This is a genomic window from Streptomyces sp. NPDC036984 (assembly GCF_055607665.1).
This window is the reverse complement of the sequence record NZ_JBVJRL010000063.1, coordinates 1-4361: the sequence shown is the minus strand read 5'-3', so window position 1 is coordinate 4361 and position 4361 is coordinate 1. Positions and strand designations below refer to the sequence as shown.

The 4361-nt window shown below is 73.8% G+C and carries 2 protein-coding genes; both read left to right on the top strand.

The window, feature by feature from the left end:
* Nucleotides 1–2610 (top strand): type I polyketide synthase (locus ACZ7DL_RS38900; protein ID WP_470781767.1); only part of this gene is annotated, 2610 nt, incomplete at its 5' end.
* Between the two features lie 99 nt (nt 2611–2709).
* A partial coding sequence (locus ACZ7DL_RS38895; protein WP_470781765.1) for a type I polyketide synthase occupies nt 2710–4361 on the top strand: 1652 nt, incomplete at its 3' end.

Below are 4361 nucleotides of genomic sequence, written 5' to 3'. Positions count from 1 at the left end.
CGGCTGTCCCTGCGCACGCACCCCTGGCTGGCGGACCACGCCGTCGGCGGAGTGGTCCTGGTACCCGGCACCGGACTCATCGAGCTGGCCGTCCGGGCCGGTGACGAGGTCGGCTGCGATGTCGTGGACGAGCTGGTGATCGAGGCTCCGCTGGTCGTGCCCGAGCAGGGCGGGGTACGGGTGCAGGTCACCGTCGAGGCGCCCGATGCGGAGGGCCGCCGTGCGGTGGCCGTCCACTCGGCCCGGGAGGACGCCGTCGGCGAGATCGGTGCAGACGCCTGGACCCGGCACGCCACCGGCATCCTGACCACCGCGGCCGGGGACACGCCCGCTTTCGACTTCACCGCCTGGCCCCCGCCCGGAGCGCAGGCGGAGGACCTCTCCGGCGCGGACGAGCGGCTGCTCCGGCACGGCTACGAGTACGGCCCGGTCTTCCAGGGGCTGCGGGCGATGTGGCGGCGCGGCGACGAGCTGTTCGCGGAGGTCGCCCTGCCGGACGGGCAGCGTGACGCGGCGACCCGGTTCGGCATCCACCCTGCGCTGCTGGAAGCCGCCCTGCAGCCCGCGCTGCTCGACGTCACGGCGGCCGACGGCGCTCAGGTCCGGCAGCCGCTGGAGTGGAGCAGGCTGATGCTGCACGCGGAGGGTGCCACGGTGCTGCGTGTGCGCCTGGCGCGGTCCGCCTCCGGTGTCCTGGCGCTGCAGGCCGCCGACGAGACCGGTGGCAAGGTCGTGACCGCCGAGGCCGTCACACTGCGACCGGTCTCCGCCGAGCAGCTCGTAGCGGCGTCCGGTGTGTCCGGTGGCGATGCGTTGTTCCGGGTGGAGTGGTGTGAGCTGCCGTCCGTGTCCGTGGGCGGTGAGGTGCCGGCGGTGACGGTGGTCGAGGCCCGCTCCGGCGGGGAGGCTCCGGTGGTGCTGGTGGGCCGGGTGTTGGCGGCCGTGCAGGGGTGGCTGGCGGACGAGGTCGCCGAGGAGGGCCGGCTGGTCGTGGTCACTCGGGGTGCGGTGCCGGCCGGTGGTGACGCTGCCGTCACCGATCCGGGTGGTGCGGCGGTGTGGGGGCTGGTGCGTGCCGCGCAGGCGGAGCATCCCGATCGGATCGTCCTCGTCGACACGGACAGCGAGATCGACACGGACAGCGAGGTGGCCGGTCTGGGGTCGGTGCTGGCGACGGGTGAGCCGCAGGTGGCCGTGCGGGGTACGGCGTGGTACGTGCCGCGGCTGGCGCGAGTGGCCCCGGCGGACTCGGCGCAGCCGGTGCTGGATCCGGAGGGCACGGTGCTGGTCACCGGCGGCACCGGGACGTTGGGCGCCGAAGTCGCCCGGCATCTGGTGGAACGGCACGGGGTACGGCATCTCGTGCTGGCCGGCCGGCGTGGTCCCGAGGCCGAGGGCGCGGCTCAGCTCGTCGCCGAACTGGAGGAGCGAGGCGCCGACGTGTCGGTGGTCGCGTGCGATGTCACCGATCGGGACGCGGTCGCCGCGCTCCTGGCCGCCGTACCGGACGCACATCCGCTGACCGGCGTCGTCCACGCGGCACGCGTCTTCGACGCCGGTGTGATCGGGGAGATGGACCAGGACCGGATGGCCCGGGTCTTCGCCCCGAAGGTGACCGGGGTACGGCACCTGGACGAGCTGACCCGTGAACTCGCCCCGGAACTGGACGCGTTCATCCTGCTGTCCTCGGCCTCCTCCGTCTTCCTGGGCGCGGGCACCGGCGGCTACGCGGCGGCCAACGCCTATCTCGACGCGGTGGCCCATGAGCGCCGGGCGGCCGGGCTGCCCGCCGTCTCGCTGGCCTGGGGACCGTGGGAGCCGGCGGGCGGCCAGGGCGCCGGCGCCGGAGAGGCCGCATGGAACCGGACCGGCCGGCGCGGAGGTGTCGTACCGCTCACGCCCGCGGAGGGGATGGAACTGCTTGATGCGGCCCTGCCGACCGGCGAGGCGCTGGCGGTGCCCGTCAAACTGGACCTGCGGGCGCTGCGCGCCGACGCCGCGCTGGGCGGCGGAGTCGCGCCGCTGCTCCGGGGGCTGGTGCGGACCGGCCGGAAGACCGCGCGGACCGGCGCCGGGGACTCCGGCGGACTCGCCCGCCGACTGGCCGCGCTGTCCCCGGCCGAGCAGGAGGCTCTGCTGCTGGAGCTGGTCCAGGGCCAAGTGGCGACCGTCCTCGGCCACACCGGGCCGGACCAGGTCAGGCCCGAATCCGCCTTCAAGGACGCCGGGTTCGACTCCCTCACCTCGGTCGAACTGCGCAACCGCCTGCGCGAGGCCACCGGACTCAACCTGCCCGCCACCACCGTCTTCGACTATCCGACCCCGCTCGCCCTCGCCCGCTACCTGCTCGAACGGCTGGCCCCGGGCGGCGGCGAGGTCACTCCGGCCACCCACCCCCTGCTCGCCGAACTCAGCAAGCTGGAAACGCTGTTGGCCGACACCGCCCCCGACGACGCCACCCGCGCCCAGGTCGCCACCCGGCTCCAGGGCCTGCTGACCACCTGGTCCACGGCGAACGGCACCGAGCAGGACGCCGAGGACGGCCTCGACTTCGACTCCGCCTCCGACGACGAACTCTTCGAACTCATCGACACCGAGTTCGGCCACTAACCGGCCACCGGCCGGTCAGCCCGGCACCGGCCGCACCCACACCCCCACCCCCGCCCGCAGTCCACCTGACGCCTTAGCCCCACTAGGAGCTGACCCGCAATGGCGGATGAAAGCAAGCTTCGTGACTATCTCAAGCGTGTTCTCGCCGACGCGCGCCGCTCCCAGCAACGCGTCCGCGAACTTGAGGCCGAGAAGGCGGAGCCGATCGCGATCGTGGGCATGGCGTGCCGGCTGCCCGGCGGGGTGACCGGCCCCGAGGACCTGTGGCGGCTCGTTCGCGAACGCGGCGACGGCGTCTCGGAGTTCCCGACCGACCGGGGCTGGGACCTGGAGGAGCTCTTCGACACCGACCCCGACAAGACGGGCAAGTCCTACGTCGACCAGGGCGGGTTCCTGCACGAGGCGGGCCTGTTCGACGCCGGTCTCTTCGGTGTCTCACCGCGTGAGGCCGTGGCGATGGACCCGCAGCAGCGGCTGCTGCTGGAAACGTCGTGGGAGGCGCTGGAGCGGGCCGGCATCGACGCGACGACGCTCAAGGGTTCCGACGTCGGCGTCTTTGTCGGTGTGATCAACGAGGGCTATGCGACCGGCGGCCCGGTCCCGCCCGAGCTGGAGGGCTTCACCGGAACCGGCACCACCGGAAGCGTGGCCTCGGGCCGCATCTCGTACGTCTTCGGACTCGAAGGCCCCGCGGTGACCGTGGACACCGCCTGCTCCTCCTCCCTGGTCGCGATGCACCTGGCGTCCCAGGCGCTGCGGCGCGGGGAGTGCTCCATGGCCCTGGCCGGCGGTGCCACCGTCATGGCCGGCCCCGGCATGTTCATGCAGTTCTCACGGCAGCGGGCGCTGGCCGCCGACGGCCGCTGCAAGTCGTACGCGGACGCGGCCGACGGCACCGGCTGGGCCGAGGGCGCGGGTGTCGTCGTACTCGAACGGCTCTCCGACGCCCGCCGCAAGGGCCACCGGGTCCTGGCCGTCGTCCGCGCCTCCGCCGTCAACCAGGACGGCGCCTCCAACGGCCTGACCGCCCCCAACGGCCCCTCCCAGCAACGCGTGATCCGCAAGGCGCTGGCCGAGGCGGGACTGACCCCGGCGGACGTGGACGTGGTCGAGGGCCACGGCACCGGCACGGTCCTCGGCGACCCCATCGAGGCGCAGGCGCTGCTCGCCACCTACGGCCAGGACCGCGAACGACCCCTGTTCCTGGGGTCGTTGAAGTCGAACGTCGGCCACACGCAGGCCGCCGCCGGTGTCGCCGGTGTGATCAAGATGATCCAGGCGATGCGGTACGGCGTCCTCCCCGCCACTCTGCACGTCGACGCCCCCTCCTCCCAGGTCGACTGGTCGGCCGGCGCCATCGAGCTGCTGACCGAAGAGCGTGCATGGCCCCAGACCGGGCGGCCCCGCCGGGCCGGCGTCTCCTCCTTCGGCGTCAGCGGCACCAACGCCCACCTCATCCTCGAAGAGTCTCCGGACGAGCCCGCCGAGGACCCGGTGCCCCCGGCCGACGGCGTGGTTCCGCTCGTGGTCTCGGCCGCATCCGAAGGAGCGCTCGCAGGTCAGGCCGGGCGCCTCGCGACCTTCGCCACTGACACGGACACGCCACTCGCGCAGATCGCCACCGCGCTCGTCACCCAGCGAGCCCTGCTGTCCGAACGGGCGGTGGTCGTCGCCGGGTCCCGTGAGGAGGCGGTGGCCGGGCTGGCGGCGCTGGCTCGCGGGGAGTCGGCGGCCGGGCTGGTGACGGGCGC